The sequence below is a fragment of the Ensifer sp. 4252 genome (assembly GCF_050434565.1).
Taxonomy (GTDB): Bacteria; Pseudomonadota; Alphaproteobacteria; order Rhizobiales; family Rhizobiaceae; genus Ensifer.
Genome location: NZ_JBNDIU010000009.1, coordinates 1 through 16,486 on the forward strand (window position 1 = coordinate 1; position 16,486 = coordinate 16,486).

Genomic DNA, 16,486 nt, shown 5'->3' on the forward strand with positions numbered 1-16,486 from the left:
CTCTACGCTCATCCAGTCCGCCAAGATGAACGAAGTTGATCCGCTGGCCTGGCTGACGCAGACGCTTGAGCGTATCGCCGCAGGTTGGCCATCAACCGATCTCGACGCTCTGATGCCCTGGAACTTCAAGAAGTAACGGCCTCACGTCACCGCTTACGATCTTTCGAAACCGCGCTACGTGGGATGGCCTACCCGCTTACGATCATTCGGACCTACTTGCTGTATCAAACCAAGAGGAGCTGGCGCCGATTCTTCCCAGATGTGAGGCCGTTTGTCGCCGAACAACTCGGATTGAGTCACAAGCGGCCACCGGCGGCTAATACCGGGAGACCTCAATAAATCCTTAGATTTCCCGCATGCTTGATCAGCGCCGGATATTTCAACATGTCACCCCGCTCTGTTTCCCGAACAACGTTGCTAAAGCGAAGATGGTATTCGCGCTTCAGCTGGTCATCGACGTATGCCACGGTATACGTCGGAATTGCCGAACCTTCCGAGACTTGCACTCGCATGGTTTCATAAAGCGGCTGTCGCAGCTTGCGCAGGAACTCAAGGACGACATCACCGCGCTTGTTGAACTGGTTGAAACGCTTGAAACCGTCGAAGCTGCCAACGTCGTTTTCGATCCAATCGTCTATTTGCGCAGCACGCCTCCAAAGCCAACCGTTTTCACCCAAGTTGTCGATGTCCTGGCCTGATAGAAACCCAAATATGAGGGGATACATGAGGCTGAGTTCGATCTTTCCCTTTTCCTGCCAGGTCGTGGTCAAACTCAGGAGAATGTCGACGGACTGTTTGACATCCCGCAGGCTCATGTCGAAATGATAGGACGCCTTAGCCAGAAAGCTGACGTGGTCCGGTGTGATGCCAGGTGACGACCATTTGTCTGGATCCACTCCGCTGTCCGCGACCAGTGTCTCTACAAGTTCGTCAACAGAAGGCTTGGGCAACTGGTAGGTTCGCGAGAAAAACCGCTGGAGATATCGTTTGCTCTCGAACCCGGCGCCGTAAATCGCCCTGATCGCGTGGGATATCTGCTGTGTATCGGTTGAGAGGATGAAAACGACATCGTCTACATCGAAGAGGTGTTTGATCCGCTCCAGCATCGTGATAGCGTATGTCGGCCTGCAACGGTCGAGTTCATCGATGAGCAGGAACAGCGGAAGCTTCTTGCCAGTATGCTCCTCGAACGCCCTGAGAAGCTCCGCAAGACTGGTTTTGAAGTTCGCCAGGCTTTGCTTCGCCTCTTCGAACTCCTGCATCCTCTTGTCTGCAAACGCGTCGATGATGCTGTCGTTCACCGCGGTCACCGATTTTTCGATTTCCTCGAAGGATCCGCTGGCAATCTCTCTCCCGCCCTCGGGTGTGTAGGTTTGGACAACCTCGATGATTTCGTCAGTACTTTCTCCGATGACGTAGCGGGTCGCGCGTTTCGCGCCACCTTTCAGTGCGGTCCAGAAAATCTTCCCCGCATTGCTCTTCACCGCCTTGTAAACGTTCTTGAATTTAGCCTGGGGCCCTGTTTTGGGGTCGTCTTCCACGAACCCCTTAAAGTAGGATTCTATTTCCGAGATCACGTGCGTGTACGGATCGTCTCCGAAGTCGTTCTTCCATGCATCGATGAACACGGCTGGATGCTCGGTCTTTTGTATGTCCTCGAACAGCCCCCGCATGAAGAACGTCTTGCCGTGGCCCCACTCCGCGTCAACGTTCAACACGTAAGAACCCCGTCGGCCCGCGCGCTTTCGCTCATCAACCCGTGACACGATAAACCGAAGCAAGAACTCGGCGTCGTCCTGACGGCCCAGAAGGTCGCCATCCCAAGCGCTTGGTTGACCGCTGGCGTCAAAATTCTGGAGCTTTGCCGATTGTTTCTCGTACATATAGGTATCACTCGCGCTGGTATTCTCTCCTCGCCTCGTCTTGCAGCAGTTCGATTCACTTGTCGATCCGTTCCGGGTTCTCGCTCGCCAGCTACAGAAAAGTACCGGGCGCGCACGGGCGACGCCTCAACCAAGGATGGGCGGTGGGAAAGGCGGACTGATGAGCCTCATTGACTCGACTCCTTGTGTCGTTAGAAACCCTTGCGCGACCAACGCAACATTGAAGTCGCACAGCAAGACCACACATTCACCGCCATGTCTTCTATTCCCGCATTTATCTCCGAATTGATTAGAGCCGCCAACGAGATCGAGAAGCTGACCGCACACGAGATAAGCCGTCCTCTTGACCGATCCGTCGACACGATCCGCGAGATGCGTGAGCAGACACCTCGGGTTGATCGTCGGCGCGCGAGGGACGTTCTGATCGACTTGCAAGTAGCATCGTCGCGCGCGCGAGATCTGTCACCGGAGGATGCGCGAGATACACTTCTCGATGCCGCGGACATGATCCGGGCGCTGCGGATCATGCAGGGCGATCAGGAATGACATAATGCGAAACAAGCGGAATCGAAAGGGTGGGTCCACAAGGAGGAACAGTCCGTGTGCCGTTGGTGGTACGACCTAAAAGCGGCATGGCCCAACCGGAAGATTGCCTCCGAAAGATGAGAAACAATCCAAGAGTGCTGCTCGATGCAAGTCAGACGGCACCCTCGTTCGCAATATTCGCGAGAGCAAGGCTGGTGAGACAAGAAAGGCGGTGGCAAGCACCGCCTTTCCGCTCCTGAGCTAGCGAACCTGCAGGGACGGTCCCTCAGAAAATCTCACGCTTCTGCAGACAGTGAGCCGCCGGGGGGCTCTAGCCCATTCGTTCCGATGCAAAGCTTCCGGGACTGGCAGGGAACACAACGGTTTTGTTTCCGTTGACGAATACCCGATGGTGGATGTGAGCATGTATTGCACGCGAAAGGACCTGTGCTTCCACATCCCGTCCCACACTGACGTAGTCATCCGGGGACTGGGCGTGCGTTATCCGAACTATGTCCTGCTCGATAATCGGCCCTTCATCCAGATCGGAGGTCACGTAGTGGGCTGTTGCACCGATTAGCTTCACTCCGCGCTCGAAAGCCTGCTTATATGGGTTCGCTCCCTTGAATGACGGCAGGAACGAGTGGTGAATGTTGATGACCTTCCCTGCCATCTTCCTGCAGACGTTGTCAGACAAGATTTGCATATAGCGCGCCAAAACGACCAGCTCCGTTCCGGAATCTTCCACGAGGCTTAGCAGGCGCGCTTCCGCCTCTGTTTTGTTGTCCTTCGTTACTTTTACATGGTGAAATGGAATGTCGTGGTTCACTATCAGCTTTTGATACGTCAGGTGGTTGGAAACTACGCCCACTATGTCAATCGGAAGAGCGCCGATCCTCCAACGATAAAGAAGATCGTTCAGGCAGTGGCCGAAGTTAGAGACCATCAAAAGAACCTTGGCCCGATATGCGGCGTCATGAAAAGCGAACTTCAGGTCGAACGCCGACGCGACAGCGGCAAAGGCGTCTTGCAGTTCCTGCAAGTTGGCGTCTTTTTCGGAACGGAAGGTGATCCGCATAAAGAACTCAGATGTCTGCGGATCATCAAACTGAGCCGAGTCGGTAATGTTGCAACCATACTCAGCCAGGAAACCGGCGATGGCCGCAACGATGCCGCGGCGCGATTGACATTGGACTGTGAGAACAAAGTTGTCCACGGGGCGCTCCAGGAATTTTGGTCGATGCACGCGGCGTCTCAGGCTGCCTTGGCAAGGTGGTGGGAGAGAAGATCCGTCAGCGAAACCGCCCACGTCGTGGGAATCAGCAGCGTAAACTGCTCGGGTCCAGTCCGGTCCACGAGGACGCCGACATGGTGGAGCGCTGATTGGGCGAATGTTCCGGTGGGGAAGGAGCCTTCAGAGAAATCTAGCGCGATGACGCGACTCAACAACGGCGCGGCTCCCGCACCCTCTATCACAAGACATACGCGCGCATCGGACAGATCGAGCGTCACCAAGTCTTCTGAGCTTGCAAGGTCCGGCTTTTCGAACGAACGGATCAGTACCCTGTCGGGAGCGATGCGCCAAGCCGTAGCACCCTCGCGCCGGTAAGGCGACCGGAAGTCCTTGGGAGAAAATAAGGACAGTGTCCGAAGCGCGCGGTCGGCAACCTCGTTGAAATGCCTCCAGCCAGCTATTTGTATCAGGAAGTGAGTGTCGATCTCACGTACCTCGACCACTTCCCCGTCGCTTGTCGCGCCTCGAAGCGGGATTGCTTGCAACTTAGCCATTCTGACGATGCCCCTCAGGATCAAAGAATTGATGCGGTACAACCTTCGCTTCCACGGTCTGATTGCCGACGAAATCAACGACTTGGACGGTTTCCCCAAACCGCTGAGGCCCGCGGGATAGCAATGCGAGAGCTATGTTCTTCTTCAGCGCGGGGGAATAGGTGGTCGACGAGACCCAGCCTTCGCCATGGCCCTTCGTCGCCGTGTTCAAGGAAAAAAGTAGCGAGCCGGCCTTCGCCCCGGTTTCTCCTAAAATCTCTAAGCCTACGAGCAGCGGCCTGCTCGGGTCTTCCAGAACCGCGCGCTTGCGCAGCACAGAGCCGACGAACGGCTTCTTGATCGATGCAAGGCCCTGCAAGCCTAGATCCTTCAAAGTCGTGCGACCGTCGATTTCGGCCCCGGCGACGTGACCTTTCTCAATACGAAGCGCGCCCATTGCCTCGGTGCCATATGGCTTGAGGTTGAACGGCACGCCCGCCTTGATCAGGGCCTCCCATACCGCGAGCCCCGATTTTGAGGGGATGTAGAGCTCGTAAGCCAGCTCCCCAGAGTAACTCATGCGATGCAGCCGGCACGGCACTCCCTCCACTGAAACATAAACGAGATGGTTGTTGGGCAACGCTTCGTTGCTCAGATCTGCGCCGGTGACTGTCATCAGGAGTTGCCGGGATTTTTGTCCCGCTATTGCAATCGCAGCCCACTGGTCGGTGACCGTCGTCACATGCACCTTAAGGTCTCGCCATGCGGTCTGCAGCAGATGCTCCAGCATTGCGAGCACTTTGCCGGCGTTCGCCGTCGTGGTGGACATAAAATACTCGTTCACTCCCAGTCGGGCTGTCGCGCCGTCATCCATGACGATGCCGTCCTCGCGCAGCATCACGCCATACCTAAGGCGGTCAATCTGCAGGGCCTTGAAGCCGTTCACATAGACGCGATCGAGAAGCTCTGCCGCGTCGGGACCCTGTATCGCGATCTTACCGAGCGTCGACACGTCGACCATGCCCACGTGCTCACGCACATGTGCCGCCTCGGCAACGTAGGCGTCCTGCAAGCCTTTCCCTTTGCTAGGATAGTACCAGGGCCGGAGCCAGGCGCCGGCCTCGATCATTCTCGCGCCGTTCTTGCTGTGCCACTCGTGAATCGTTGAAAGACGCGTTGGCCGAAAATGCAGGCCATGCTCGTGGCCAACGATAGCGCCAATGGCTACCGGCGTGTAAGGCGGGCGGAATGTGGTCGTGCCCACGGACGGGATCTTCACCCCACGCAACGTGGCCATGCGAGCAAGTGCATTAAGGTTCGAAGTCTTACCTTGATCGGCTGCCATGCCAGAGGTGGTGTAGCGTTTCAGATGTTCGACCGAAACGTAACCTTCAAGGTGCGCTTGGTCGATGTCCGCAAGCTTCACGTCGTGTTGGAAATCCACGAAAGCCTTACCTGGAGTGCTGCCGTCTTCCTGGGTGATGACGGTCGTTGGCATCAGTCCGCTGCCCCAGAAGTCATCGGGAGAGGACACTTTGGGTTCTCTGCCCTCGCCGCCGCCCGCGGCATGCCCTTGAAATAGCGCATCCTGAAGCGAGACTGCCCCGACGAGCGAGCCTACGCTACGGTAGGCGCCGTTCTCAACCGGGGGCAGGAACGCGTCCAAATTCGCGTTGTACGGCGGCTTGCCAAATCGTTGGCTCCACAAATGAAGAGCCGGAGCCCACCCCCCTGATACTGCAATGAGGTCGCAGGCGACTTTGGTCGGCTTGTTGGTCGCTCTGCCGCTGCTGTCGACCGAAACGACATAGGCATGGGTCACTGATTTGCCGCCAACAGCTTTGAGGACCGCATACCCCGTCTTTATCTCGATGCCGGCTACCAGGGCCGCTTCGGCGAGTGTGGCGGGCGGGCTCTGGCGCAAGTCGCAGATGATCACCTTCGCCCCAGCTTTTGCAAGGTCGAGCGCTGGCGTATAAGCGCTGTCGTTGTTCGTCGCCACGATCACCTTGTTTCCGGCCAGAACTGCGTAGCGGTTCAAGTATTTCCGCGCAGCAGACGCAAGCATGACGCCCGGCACGTCGTTGCCGGCGAATGTCATTGGCCGCTCGATTGCCCCGGTCGCCAAAATGACCCGGCGCGTCCGAACGACCCAGTAACGTTGGCGCGGTTTTCCGGGAGGAGGCGTTTGAACGTGGTCATGCAAGCGCTCGACGAGCCCAAACACCTCGTTGTCATATGCCCCGAACGCTGTTGTTCGAGGCAAGATACGAACATTGGGCAAGTCGTGCAGCTCGGCCGTCGCGTTCGCGAGCCAGTTGTCGGATCGGGTTCCAGTTTGTTCGCTGAGGAGCGAACCGCCTAGAGCGTAATCCTGCTCGACCAGGATGACGTCCGCGCCTTTTCGGCCGGCAGCGAGCGCGGCAGCGATTCCGGATGGTCCGGCGCCGACTATCAACACTTCGCAGAACGCGTTGATTTTCTCGTACGTGTCCGGGTCGTCAAGCGTGGTAGCTTTGCCCATGCCAGCCGCCCTTCGAATGATCCGCTCCCAGAACATCCAGTAGGCAGTGCCTTTGAACGGGCCAATAAAGGTCTTGTAGTAGAATCCGGCTCCGAAGAATCGCGAAAGCCATCCATTCACAGCGCCGATGTCAAACTGCAGACTGGGCCAGGCGTTTTGAGAGGTAGACGTCAATCCGTCGAAAGCCTCAACCATCGTGGCCTGTGAGTTGGGCTCGTGGCGGCCGCCATCGCGAAGATGCACCAACGCGTTAGGTTCTTCCACGCCGGCCGCCATCAGTCCTCGTGGTCGATGATATTTGAAGCTGCGCGCCAGAACCGTTTGGTTGCCGGCCAGCAGAGCGGACGCCAACGTGTCGCCGGGGTGGGCGGAAAAGGTGCGCCCGTCGAATTTTATGTTGATCGTACGGCTACGGTCGATGCGCCCACCGCTGGAAAGTCTGCGAGCTGTCATGCTGCGGCCTCGTCTGCGCGATCGGCCAATTCGCGGGCCAGATGGCTGGTGAAAATCTGGTGGGTGAGGGTGTCACGCTCTACGACTATCCATTGCCGGCAGGCACTGACGTGATGCCAGTATTCTCTGTGTGGACCCCGCGGGTTATCACGCATGAAAACGTAGTCGATCCAAGGCTTGGCGGTGGCCTCGTTCACATCTGGACGGCTGACACTGGCGTCCCCGCCATATGTAAACTCTGTTTCGTCTCGAAGCCCGCAGACTGGGCAATGGATTCGCAACATTCTGCACCTCAATGGGCGTTGGGTTGGGGGCCTGCGCCCTTTTCATCGATTTGGTAGCCTCGTTCGAAGCGCTCCAAAGTGAATTCCGCGTTGTCGGGGTGCGGTTCGCCTTTGGCAATTGTCCAAGCAAAGCAGTATCCAGATGCAGGCGTCGCCTTGAAGCCGCCGTAACACCAGCCGCCGTTCAACCACAGTCCTTCGACAGGCATCTTTCCGATGATCGGTGAGCCGTCCATGCACATGTCCATCACGCCGGCCCAGTGGCGCAGGAGGCGTAGTCGAGACAGAGAGGGCATGAGGGCCTTGGCGCTGTGAAGGGTATGTTCGACGATCGGCAGGCCGCCGCGCTGAGCATAAGAGTTGAAGCCGTCGAGGTCTCCGCCCAATACCAAACCTCCCTTGTCAGACTGGCTGATATAGAAGTGGGCTGCGCCAAAAGAGATTACACTGTCCACAAGAGGCTTCAGGGGCTCGGTCACAAAGGCTTGCAGGGCATGCGTTTCGATAGGAAGGCGCAAACCCGCTTTCGCCGCGAGATGGCCGGTGTGTCCTGCGACGGCTAGGGCCACCTTCGTTGCGCGGATGGGCCCACGTGTGGTCTCGACCCCAACAATTCTGTCCTTCTCCCAAATGTAGTCGGTCACCTCGCATTGCTGGATGAGATCAACCCCCTGCTTGTCCGCGCCGCGGGCATACCCCCAGGCCACTGCGTCGTGGCGAGCGGTGCCTGCGCGCGACTGGTAAATCGCGCCATGAATCGGAAATCGAGCGTTTTCCGAGTAATCGAGATAGGGAAGGCGACGTTTGACTTCAGCGCGGTCGAACAGTTCAGCATCGATGCCGTTGGCGCGCATGATGTTGCCCCGTCGCCGGGCGGCATCCATCTGAGCGGGCGAATGGCATAGATTGTACTGGCCGCGCTGTGAGATCATCACGTTGTAATTCAGGTCCTGACTCAGGTTTTCCCAGAGTTGCATCGACCGTTCGTAAAACATCGTGTTGCCCGGCATCATGTAGTTTGAGCGGACGATTGTCGTGTTGCGGCCCGTATTTCCTCCGCCCAGCCATCCCTTCTCAAGTACCGCTACGTTCCGGATCCCGAATTCCTTGGCAAGGTAGTAGGCCGTCGCGAGACCGTGACCGCCTCCGCCGACGATAACAACCTCGTAGCTGGGTTGCGGGGCTGGATCGCGCCACGCTCGCGACCAGTATCGGTTTCCCCTGAAACCGTGGCGTAGAATGGAAAGGGCGGAATAGTCGTTCATGCGAGTTCCTCTCGATAGTCTGTGCTCTCGCGAACAACCTCCAGGACCTCGTCGTGGGTCAGAAGGCCGCGTTCAATGGCAAGTTCGATAAAGGGACGCCGATTGGCGACGGATTCCTGCACGAGCCGGGAGACTTCGGCGTAACCCAGCTTCGGCACGAAGACCGTTGCCAGCGCCGAGGATTGCATCAGATTTTTCAGAGACTGTTCCTCGTCGGCTTCAACGCCGGCAATGCATTTGTCTGCGAAAATTCGGGTGGATTTAGCGAGAAGCTCGATCGAATCGAACAAACGCGATGCAATGACGGGCTCGAAATGGTTGATCTCGAGCTGGCCCTGCAACGAAGCGAGTGAGACGGACGCATCGTTCCCGACGACGGCAAATGCGACTTGTTGCATCATCATCGGCAAAACCGGATTCACCTTGCCGGGCATGATCGAAGAGCCCGGCTGTACAGAGGGGAGCCGCAACTCCCCAACGCCGCTATTCGGACCAGAAGCAAGGATGATCAAATCGGATGCTATCTTTCCAATCACCTCAGCGCAGATCCGGATCTCTGACGACACTCGCGCGAATGCGTCTGCATTCTGCATGGCGTCGAACATGTTCTCGCCCGGCCGCACGTCCGCGCCGACGATCTCTTGCAAATGGCGATAGACGGCGTTTCGATATCCAGGAGCAGAGCCTAGACCCGTGCCGATCGCCGTCCCGCCGAGCGGCAACACCAGCATCTCGTCACGAGTGGTGGCGAGCTTGTCCACCAGTCGGCGAATGGCGGCGGCATAGCCGCCGAACGCCTGGCCAAGTCGCATCGGTTGTGCCGCCTGCATACATGTCCTGCCGATCCGCAGTACGTTCCTGAACGCTGCGGCGCGATCCTCAAGCGCTGCTGCCAGATGGGCCATAGCCTCGATGAGGGATTCGGACTTGTCGTAAACGGCAAGCTTGACGGCCGCAGGCAGCACGTCGTTTGTAGACTGGCCGGTGTTGACGTGGTCGTTGGGATGAATTCGATCGTAGGTTCCAGGCTCTTCGTCGAGGATCTGAAGGGCGCGATTGGCGATGACTTCATTTACGTTCATGTTGATGGAGGTCCCGCCAGAGCCCTCCAGCAGATCCACGATAAACTGCTCGGCGTGGAGGCCGTTTTCCACTTCCACGGATGCCGCGATGATGGCGGACGCGAGATCGGCGGGCAGTATACCGATGTCGCGGTTGGCCGCCGCAGCCGCATGCTTGATGCGAGCGAGAGCCTTAAGCAGTTCAGGCGCGTCTCCGAGCTTATGAAATGAAATGTCGAAGTTCTCCTGCCCGCGAAGTGTCGCGACGCCGTATAATGCTCCGGCCGGCAATTCCCGAGAGCCGAGGCTATCTGTGTCTGTTCTGGTATTTGGCATGGGATTTTCCAAGTCCGATCAAGCGATGCCTCAAAGCATGACAAAACGGACGCGGAATTTGAACTCAAGAACGGCGAGTTAAGACAAAATACTTTCTAATATTAACTCTGCTTATTGTGGGGCGTCGATATTGCCCCGGCTCTCGCAGGCTAGATATCCATGTGCGAGGAACAATGGGAGGGCAGCATGCTTCCAACAATTGCATTGATCGGCACGGGGGGAACTATCGCGTCCATTGGGACGGACCCGTTCGATTTGCTCGACTACAACGCCACCGGAAAACGGGTCGACGCTGAAACCTTGCTAGCCCGCACAGGCATCCAAGGAGTGATCGCCGACATAAGGCCTGTCAACTTTCGCCAGTTCGACAGCACGGCTCTCTGCTTCGGAGACTGGGTCGACTTGGTAGACTTGTGCAAACAGCTCTCTGGCGATCCAGAGATCGACGGAATCGTCATCGGACACGGGACCGCTAGTCTTGAGGAAACCGCCTGGCTGTTGTCTCTAGTTCTGGAGCGGGAGGTTCCGGTGGTCGTCACGGGATCTATGCGCCCGTTGAGCGGTATTTCCTCAGATGCTCACGCCAACTTGGCCGCAGCAATACGCGTGGCCGCCGCCACGACTGAGAGCCCGGACGTTCTCGTCGTCATCAACGACGAGATCCATTCGCCACGCACCGTAACGAAGACCCATACGCTCCGTTTGAACGCCTTTCAGTCGCCCTACTTTGGTCCGCTGGGTTTCGTCGACGGCCCAAGGGCGAATATTCCCCGCATAGATGGCCGCGACCATAAGCCATTTTCACACGATCTGTTGCGAGCGTTGCCGCGCGTCGATATCGCGATGAGTTACGTGGGCGCGGACGGCGCTGCGATACGAGCGTTCGTCGAGGCAGGAGCTAAAGGAATCGTCTCGGCCGGGTTTGGTCCCGGAATTGGTACGCCCGGGGAAGTGGAAGCCCTGGCCGATGCGGTGTCGCAAGGAATCGTCGTCGTGCAGTCCTGCCGAACGGGCGCAGGACAAGTGGTGGACAGTGCGAACCACCGTTCGGTCGGGATCATCGCCGGCAGCGACCTAAGCCCGCAGAAGGCTCGGATTCTGCTCGCGCTATGCCTAGCGCGAGGCGACACGCGCCAACAGATCGAGAAGGTCTTTCAATCGGTCTGATCACCGTCCGGAACGGGTGTCCGATAAATCATGTCGCCCGCGATTTCGGCGAACCAGCTAATCTGGTTAACGATTTGCGGCAGGGTGTGCCTTTCAAGCATTTCCCGCGCCGCGGCCGCGATGCGGGGACCCAGCGTGTCGAACTCGCCACGCCGGGTCACAAGCGTCAGCTCTCGTGAAAACCCGGGACTGGGCAGAGGAAGGACAGCAAGAGCCGGCAGATGAATCGCCCCCTGCATCAGGCACAGGGGCGTGGTGATCGCAACGCCGACGCCGCCCGCGACCATGGCGAGAAGCGAATCCGACGTGTCGAAGGAAAGAACATGAGGATGTTCTACCCGCAGGCGTCTCAAATGCCTCTCTACTTGCATTCCCATATGTGAACGGGCGCTATAGCGAATTAGACGATGCTCAAAAAGCATGTCTCCGAGCGAACGCCCGCGCAAAGTGTCCACCCACGCCACCGGCGCCACAAGCAAGAAGGGTTCGCGGTAAAGCGGAAAGCGCATCAATTCGTCGAGCTCGTCCATAGGGTCAGATGTGATAGCGGCGTCGATTTCGTGGCGCATCAAGGCGTCGGTGTGGGCGTGCGCCAAGCCGGAGAACGCTGTAACCCTTAGGGCGACCGCGCCCTCCATTAGGTCACGGATCAGCAACGGTCCGACCGCGGAGGCGAACGTGTCGACCATCCCCAGCCGTAAGTCCTGCTTTTCCGGGCGAAATGCAGTCGCGCGCACCTCCTCGATTGTCCTCTCCGCGCGTATGGCGATCTCTCTGAGATGCGCCAACAGCACTCGGCCGGCCTCCGTCGGCACCAGCGGCCTGCGATCTCTGTGCACGAGCGTTACGTCCACCTGGGCTTCCGCCCGCTTCATTGCTTGGGACACTGCGGATTGGGTCATACCAAGCTGAGCGGCTGCTGCGCTCATGCTTCCAGTCTCGATAACGATGGTCGCTATCTCAAGTGCGTGGAGATCCGGAAGCGGCATTTAAATTACCTCCGTTAATGCAATTCAGTAATTCTGGTACTAGTGGCGAATTCTAATTGAAGCAACCGGTTTTATCCGAGACACTAAAAATGCAGCAGGTCTTCCAATCCGCCTCACCACAAGACAACGCGATTGGCGACCGGGAGGCCCGAACAACCTCAACCAGGGGAACGAAAATGATGAGTTTGAAAGCACTTGTTCTTGGCGCCAGCGTCGCCCTCGTCGGCACCTTAGCAGCGGCTCAACAGGTAGAATGCGGGACTGACACGCTTTGCAGAGTCAAAGCGGCCGGGGTCCTGAAGATCGGCACGAAAGACGACTACGTTCCGTGGTCGTACCGCGCCTCCGACGGCAGCTTCAAGGGGATGGAAGTCGATGTCGGCAAACAGATCGCCGACGCCTTGGGCGTCAAGGCGGAGTTCGTGAAAGTTACTTCGGCAAATCGTTTTGAGTTCCTAGCGCAGGGCCAGATTGATCTGATGATCGCCTCGGCCTCCGACACGGCGGAACGTCGCAAGATCGTCGCATTCGTCCACCCGAATTACTATTCGTCCGGCTACACGGTATTCCTCCCGAAATCGGTCAAGGCGACGGAGTGGAGCGAGATCGCGGGGCAAATGGTGTGCGCGGTTCAGGGCGCTTGGTATAACAAGCCCGCTCAAGAGAAATTCGGCGTGAAAGTGCTTGCGTTCGCAGGCACCGCTGAAACTGAAGCTGCGATGACCCAAGGGCGCTGCATAGGGCTCCTTGAAGACGACAATCAGATCAACGTCCGGCTTTCGGATGCAAGGTGGGCGGACTATCAGATGCCCTTGCCCATTCAGGCCGACACCCCATGGGGAATGGCGGTCCGTCAGGCGGATCAGTTTGGGCCTTTCGGATACTTCGTCGCGGGCATGATCTCCGAAATGCATCGGGATGGTACACTGCTCAAGCTAGAAGCCGACAACGGGATCAAGAATTCGGCTTTCCTTCTGAAGATGCATGACGCGTTGAAAGATCACATCGACTGATCCTTGCACATCAATCGTCCGGCGCACTTTTGCGCCGGACATACAGAGGATCGACCAATGATTACTCACATTCAGACGTTTTTCCACGAGTTGGCGGCCTCGGGGATAAATCTGACCATCTTTTACGACGCCTTCGACTTCGACCGCTTCGTCACAGGGCTCGGAAACACCCTGCTCCTTATTCTCGCCAGCGCCTTCCTATCAATCATGATTGGCGCAATCGGCGCGGCCATCCTAACGTTGAGTGGAGGTCCAGCGGCGGCGGTCGTTCGCGGCTACGTCGCGGTCTTCCGCAATACTCCGCTCCTCGTGCAGATGTACTTTTTCTACTTTGCCGTCGGCAGCATCATGCCAGTTGGGCAGAACGAAATCGGTTTGCCGCAGCCCTTGATCGGAAGCTTCACGTGGGCGGTCATATCGTTGTCGCTGTATTCCGGCGCGTTCAATGTCGAAACGTTTCGCGCCGGGGTCGGTGCCGTCCACTCGTCGTTTGAAGAGGCGGCTCTGGCCCTTGGCTACAGTCGCAGACAAGCTTTTCTGAATGTTACGGTGCCGCTAGCGCTCCGGTTTTCCTTCGCGTCACTGGCGAACAACCTGGTTGATCTCACGAAAGCGACCACCGTCGCGTACGCTGTGGGTGTCGCGGAACTTCTCTACGTCTCCAATCAGATCTGGTCAGATTCACTCAACACCATCGAAATGATGAACGTGATGCTCGTGATTTACCTGCTGCTGACGGGAGCGGTCGTTTTTATCATCAACAGGGTCGAAGCAATGATGCGCTTGCCAGGATTTGGCTTGGGAGACGGGCAATGAGTACCGCCAATCTGATTGCTCAAGTTCTCGAGTGGATGCCCTTCGTTCTCGAGGGCTTCGCCCTCAACGTCCTGATGAGCCTTCTCGCCATCGCCGTAGGAACCATGATGGGCACCTTTCTGGGCTTGGGGCAACTTTCTCCCGGATGGGTCGTGGGCGCGCCGTCGAGGGTAGCCACGCAACTTTTCCGCAACGCGCCGTGGTTGGTGTTGCTCTTCTACTGCATCTTCCTGATGCCTTTTCAGATCACCATCGCTGGGAGCGTGATCCAACTGCCAAGCTGGCTGCGGGCCACCATCGGATTCTCTTTTCCGGTCGCGGCGAACTTCTCCGAGATCGTGCGGGGTGCCGTCAGGTCCGTGCCGCATGGTCAATGGGAGGCGGCCGAGGCACTCGGCTACAGCCGGCGTGAAACTCTGTTCCGGATCATTCTGCCTCAGTGCATCACCCGGATGATCCCGCCATGGATGAACCTGTACGCACTGCTGCTTACCGCGACGCCACTTGCGATGATCGTTGGCGTAGAGGAGGCCCTGGGAAGAACGCAGGCCGCAGTCCAAGCGCAAAGCGACTCGCGTGTTCTCATCCCCATGTATCTCGCCCTCCTTACAATGTTCTTTCTTTATGCTTGGCCGATCAATCGGTTGTCGCTGGTGCTCGAACGCCGATTCCGTACGAAATAAGGTGCTGACATGATCTTTTCTCCTAATTCCCCGCCTTTGATTTCGCTCCGCGGTGTGCGCAAGGCTTTCGGTTCTTTTGAGGTGCTGCGTGGCATCGATATGGACGTTCGCAAAGGCGAAGTCGTCGCCATTATCGGGCCTTCGGGATCCGGCAAATCGACAATCCTTAGAACGATCAACGGCCTGACGCCGATCAACCAAGGCTCGATCGATGTCGGGGGAATCAACGTCAGCGATCCCAAACTCGATCGGGTCAAACTTCGCCATCGGGTGGGAATGGTATTCCAGCAGTACAACCTTTTCCCGCATAAGACGGTTCTGGAAAACGTGGCGATGGCACCCATTCAGGTCTTGAAGCAGCCACGCCGACACGTTGAGGAGCGGGCCCGCAAATTGCTCTCCGACATGCGCCTTCCCGACAAGGCGAACAATTACCCTGGTGAACTCTCCGGTGGTCAACAGCAGCGTGTCGCGATCGCTCGCGCACTCTGCATGGAACCGGAAGTCATTCTGTTCGATGAGGTTACCGCTGCGCTTGATCCGGAGATGGTGAAGGAGGTCCTTGCAGCTGTCAGAAAGGTCGCCCAAGACGGCATGACCTGCATTCTAGTTACGCATGAAATGGGATTCGCTCGCGAAGCTGCGGACCGGGTCTATTTCACTGACAAGGGCGTTATCGTCGAGCACGCTCCGCCGGCTGAGTTTTTCACCAGCTCCCGCGATCCTCGAACGAAAGAGTTTCTTTCCAAGGTGTTGTAACAATGGCGAAAGTAATAGACGGGAAGACTTTCGCGCGGCGATTGCGCAACTACATAACCGCGCAAATCGCAGGGCTCAAGGAGTACCAAGGGGAGCCGCCAGGGCTGGCGACCGTGCTTGTCGGCTCCGATCCTGCGTCTGAGGTATATGTTCGGAATAAGGCGAAACAGACCGTTGACGCGGGCATGGTGTCTTTTCAGTACAACCTGGATGCGGGGACGTCGGAAGCCGCGTTGCTACAACTGATTGCTGAGCTGAACGCCGATCCCCGCGTGCATGGCATACTCGTCCAGCTACCTCTGCCCCTGCACATCAGTACCGAGCGCGTGATCAATGCCATCGAGCCTGCCAAGGATGTTGACGGGTTTCATATCTCGAATGTCGGATTGCTGGGCAGCGGTCAGAAAGCATTGGTACCATGTACACCGCTTGGGTGCATGATGATGTTGCGCGGGCAACTCGGGTCACTAAAAGGAATGCACGCCGTCGTCATCGGCCGCTCCAACATCGTTGGAAAGCCGATGGCGCAGCTGCTGTTAGCGGACGATTGCACCGTCACGATCGCGCATCGGCACACACTCGACCTACCGAACCTTTGCCGGCAAGCCGACATATTGGTCGTTGCTGTAGGCCGCGCGGAGATGGTCAAGAGCGACTGGATCAAGCCCGGCGCTACCGTTATCGACGTAGGAATCAACCGAGTCGAGAGGGAAGGCACGGCGCGTCTCGTGGGGGACGTGGATTTCAAGACCGTCGCCGTAGTGGCGGATGCGATTACACCGGTGCCGGGTGGGGTGGGACCCATGACCATTGCCTGCCTGCTTTTCAATACCTGGACAGCGTTCTGTCGGCGCAACGGTCTGCCCGAACCGGACGAGAACGCCTTTTCACTGGTAGATGGCATTGGCGTGCTTAATGAGTTTCAGCGCCAAGCTAACTGAACTTTACCCGGCGCACACGC

The 16,486-nt window shown here is 57.6% G+C and carries 16 protein-coding genes; 8 read left to right on the forward strand and 8 right to left on the reverse strand.

Translation table 11 applies throughout. The features are described from left to right. Positions 1-136, forward strand: a 136-nt coding sequence (locus ABIE33_RS17845; RefSeq protein ID WP_429127951.1) for a transposase domain-containing protein, incomplete at its 5' end; no start/stop codon positions are given. A 196-nt stretch (positions 137-332) separates the two neighbouring features. On the opposite strand, the gene ABIE33_RS17850 is transcribed toward ABIE33_RS17845, so the two are convergent. Continuing rightward, positions 333-1,883 (reverse strand): KAP family P-loop NTPase fold protein, encoded by a 1,551-nt coding sequence (locus ABIE33_RS17850; protein ID WP_429127486.1) that lies wholly within the window; start codon positions 1,881-1,883, stop codon positions 333-335. Positions 1,884-2,138: 255 nt separating this feature from the next. Here ABIE33_RS17850 and ABIE33_RS17855 point away from each other — a divergent pair, with 255 nt between their 5' ends. Then, entirely contained in the window at positions 2,139-2,429 is a 291-nt protein-coding gene (locus ABIE33_RS17855; protein ID WP_429127954.1) for a hypothetical protein, read from the forward strand. 310 nt (positions 2,430-2,739) lie between these two features. Here ABIE33_RS17855 and purU read toward each other — a convergent pair whose 3' ends face one another. The 6 genes from purU to ABIE33_RS17885 are packed head-to-tail and all read right to left on the reverse strand — an operon-like array spanning position 2,740 to position 10,110. Next, positions 2,740-3,624, reverse strand: coding sequence for a formyltetrahydrofolate deformylase (gene purU, locus ABIE33_RS17860; protein ID WP_429127489.1), 885 nt, complete (start codon positions 3,622-3,624; stop codon positions 2,740-2,742). Positions 3,625-3,662: 38 nt separating this feature from the next. Next, positions 3,663-4,196 carry a hypothetical protein gene (locus ABIE33_RS17865; protein ID WP_429127491.1) on the reverse strand — a complete coding sequence of 178 codons (534 nt, stop codon included), beginning with the start codon at positions 4,194-4,196 and terminating at the stop codon, positions 3,663-3,665. Continuing rightward, positions 4,189-7,152: a sarcosine oxidase subunit alpha family protein gene (locus tag ABIE33_RS17870; protein ID WP_429127493.1), complete on the reverse strand. Its 2,964-nt coding sequence runs from the start codon at positions 7,150-7,152 to the stop codon at positions 4,189-4,191. Before ABIE33_RS17870 ends, ABIE33_RS17865 begins: the two co-directional genes overlap by 8 nt. Further along, positions 7,149-7,436, reverse strand: a complete 288-nt coding sequence (locus ABIE33_RS17875) for a sarcosine oxidase subunit delta (protein ID WP_192441360.1) — start codon at positions 7,434-7,436, stop codon at positions 7,149-7,151. Before ABIE33_RS17875 ends, ABIE33_RS17870 begins: the two co-directional genes overlap by 4 nt. Positions 7,437-7,444: 8 nt before the next feature. Beyond that, positions 7,445-8,701: a sarcosine oxidase subunit beta family protein gene (locus tag ABIE33_RS17880; protein WP_192441358.1), complete on the reverse strand. Its 1,257-nt coding sequence runs from the start codon at positions 8,699-8,701 to the stop codon at positions 7,445-7,447. Beyond that, positions 8,698-10,110, reverse strand: coding sequence for an aspartate ammonia-lyase (locus ABIE33_RS17885; RefSeq protein ID WP_429127497.1), 1,413 nt, complete (start codon positions 10,108-10,110; stop codon positions 8,698-8,700). The genes ABIE33_RS17880 and ABIE33_RS17885 overlap by 4 nt, the downstream gene beginning before the upstream one ends. 174 nt (positions 10,111-10,284) lie before the next feature. On the opposite strand from ABIE33_RS17885, the gene ABIE33_RS17890 reads away from it, so the two are divergent. Next, the gene (locus tag ABIE33_RS17890) at positions 10,285-11,265 is read left to right on the forward strand and encodes an asparaginase (protein ID WP_246806899.1); all 981 of its coding nucleotides are present in this window, start codon (positions 10,285-10,287) and stop codon (positions 11,263-11,265) included. Here the strand turns inward: ABIE33_RS17890 and ABIE33_RS17895 are convergent. Further along, complete coding sequence (locus ABIE33_RS17895) at positions 11,253-12,254, reverse strand: LysR family transcriptional regulator (protein ID WP_192441351.1); 1,002 nt, start codon at positions 12,252-12,254, stop codon at positions 11,253-11,255. The genes ABIE33_RS17890 and ABIE33_RS17895 overlap by 13 nt on opposite strands. An 89-nt stretch (positions 12,255-12,343) precedes the next feature. On the opposite strand from ABIE33_RS17895, the gene ABIE33_RS17900 reads away from it, so the two are divergent. Genes ABIE33_RS17900 through folD form a run of 5 tightly spaced genes read left to right on the forward strand, consistent with a single transcriptional unit; the run spans position 12,344 to position 16,466 of the window. After that, positions 12,344-13,267, forward strand: coding sequence for a transporter substrate-binding domain-containing protein (locus ABIE33_RS17900; RefSeq protein ID WP_429127501.1), 924 nt, complete (start codon positions 12,344-12,346; stop codon positions 13,265-13,267). A gap of 57 nt (positions 13,268-13,324) precedes the next feature. Continuing rightward, a complete protein-coding gene (locus tag ABIE33_RS17905; RefSeq protein WP_192441347.1) occupies positions 13,325-14,083 on the forward strand; it encodes an amino acid ABC transporter permease in 759 nt (252 codons plus the stop codon). Beyond that, positions 14,080-14,766, forward strand: a complete 687-nt coding sequence (locus ABIE33_RS17910) for an amino acid ABC transporter permease (protein ID WP_429127504.1) — start codon at positions 14,080-14,082, stop codon at positions 14,764-14,766. Before ABIE33_RS17905 ends, ABIE33_RS17910 begins: the two co-directional genes overlap by 4 nt. Positions 14,767-14,775: 9 nt before the next feature. Then, complete coding sequence (locus tag ABIE33_RS17915) at positions 14,776-15,525, forward strand: amino acid ABC transporter ATP-binding protein (RefSeq protein ID WP_281436429.1); 750 nt, start codon at positions 14,776-14,778, stop codon at positions 15,523-15,525. A gap of 2 nt (positions 15,526-15,527) precedes the next feature. Continuing rightward, on the forward strand, positions 15,528-16,466 hold the full coding sequence (gene folD / locus ABIE33_RS17920) for a bifunctional methylenetetrahydrofolate dehydrogenase/methenyltetrahydrofolate cyclohydrolase FolD (RefSeq protein ID WP_429127507.1): 939 nt from the start codon (positions 15,528-15,530) through the stop codon (positions 16,464-16,466). Positions 16,467-16,486: the final 20 nt, after the last annotated feature.